The sequence below is a fragment of the Caballeronia sp. M23-90 genome (assembly GCF_053574605.1).
Genome location: NZ_JBSIPA010000747.1, coordinates 1 through 1,789 on the forward strand (window position 1 = coordinate 1; position 1,789 = coordinate 1,789).

General features: G+C 61.9%; 2 protein-coding genes and 1 pseudogene. 2 read left to right on the plus strand and 1 reads right to left on the minus strand.

Going from position 1 to position 1,789, the window contains the following annotated elements; translation table 11 throughout:
- On the plus strand, positions 1-601 hold a 601-nt coding region (locus ACRXB1_RS35450; RefSeq protein ID WP_449494701.1), incomplete at its 5' end, for an alpha/beta hydrolase.
- Positions 602-666: 65 nt separating this feature from the next.
- Positions 667-1,389, plus strand: a complete 723-nt coding sequence (locus tag ACRXB1_RS35455) for a MipA/OmpV family protein (RefSeq protein WP_449494702.1) — start codon at positions 667-669, stop codon at positions 1,387-1,389.
- 135 nt (positions 1,390-1,524) lie between these two features.
- Here the strand turns inward: ACRXB1_RS35455 and ACRXB1_RS35460 are convergent.
- Positions 1,525-1,789 (minus strand): annotated as a pseudogene (locus ACRXB1_RS35460) (TonB-dependent siderophore receptor); the annotation flags it as partial.

A 1,789-nucleotide genomic window follows, 5' to 3' on the forward strand; every position in this document is an offset into this window, starting at 1 on the left:
TGCCGTGGCGCAGCAGCGCCCGGCCGCACGCGCCTTGCTGTTGCTGTCGATCACGCTCAATTACGACGGCTGGGCTATTCCCTGGTATCGATTCCTGCTCGACTACGCCTATTACACCCCGATGCGCTCGCGCTATCGGTATCGCGAGCATGAGCCCTACGGCCTGCGCAACGAGGCGTTGCGCTCGAAGATCGCGCGGGCGATGCAAAGGGGCGAAATCAGCGAAGTCGGGCCTGCATCCATAGCGCTGCCTGCGCTTCACGAAGCAAGCCGGCTGGCGGGCTCGGTGCGCAAGAAGCTGAAAACCATCAATGCCGATTGCCTCATCATTCACGCGATTGACGACGAGACGTCGAGCCCGCACAACGCGCGCTTTGTCGCGGCGAACGTCGGGGCGTCGTTTCTTCGCACCATCTGGCTCGATGACTCCTACCATATGATCACATCCGACAACGAACGCGAGGTCGTTGCCCGGGAGTGCGCGCTCTTTCTGCGCGAAAGCGCAGCGGCATCAGTGTCGAGCAACAATCCGACGCCCGTCGTTTCACGCGCGCTTGCGCGGCGATTGAGGCAGTTGGCGACCGTTGCGGGGAAAGCGTGAGGACCCGCAAGGCATCGATTAGTCGCCATTGCACCGCGCTCGCAGCGGCACTTGCGTGTTGCACGATGGGATTCGCGCACGCCGATGAAACGCCGGCCGACAGCGACTGGAAGATCTCGGTCGGACCGGGCGTGTATCTGTTCCCGAAGTTTCCGGGTTCCTCGCAGCTTCAGGTGCTGCCCTTCCTCGTGCAGGACATTTCGTGGCGGGACCGCTTGTTTTCGCAGGGTCCGGATGTGCTTGGTGTCAATGTGCTGCGAAGCGAGAATTATCATGTCGGCATGTCAATGAGCTTCGACTTCCAGTCAAGATCGTCCTCCGACGATGCGCGCCTCAGGGGCCTGCCCGATGTGCACTACGGACCGAAGCTGCGGCTCTTCGCCGATTACACGTGGTGGGCGTTCACCGGCGCGGCGGCGGTCTATCAGGACATTGCGGGAACCGGACAGGGCCTGACCGCGATGGGCGATCTCTTCATATCGGCGCCTGTCGGCAACTTGCTTCTTTCAATGGGCCCCGGCCTCACCTGGGCGAATGCGACCTATACACGTACCTTGTTCGGCATCTCGCGGCAGGAAAGCGCGGCGTCGGGATTGCCGCATTACGACACTGCTTCCGGCTTGCGCGATGTTCACTTCAACGTGAACGCAACGTACAAGATCAGTCCGCACTGGTCGGCGAACGTCGCGGCAGTTGTGGGACGCCTCGAGCGATACGCCGCCGGCAGTCCGATCACAGAGCGCCGGCTCGACCTCAACGGCATGGCGTCGGTGCTCTACCGCTTCTAGCACCCGTGACGAAGTGCGTCCACATACCCGCAAGCCGCTCGCGTTCGCGTTCGAGATCGGCGGCGGACAGCGGGGCGAAGCCCTTTTGCACGCGGCCATAAGTGAGCAGCGGCGCAAACGCAATGCGCTTCATGCTCAAAAATCCAGCTTGGCCGTGACAATCACTTGCCGGCTTTCGCCGATGTTGATGAACGGCGTGCCCGTGCAGCAACTGCCCGTGTAATACGTGGAGTTGAAGATGTTGCGCGCGTTGAGTTGCCAGTCGATGTACTGCCCGAAGATATGCGAATTCCATGATACGAACGCATCGGCGACATGACCCCACGGTAACTGATACACCTTGCCGGTGCCATCGCCGACCGCCATGCTGCTGGACACGCGCACGCCCGCCCCTGCGCGA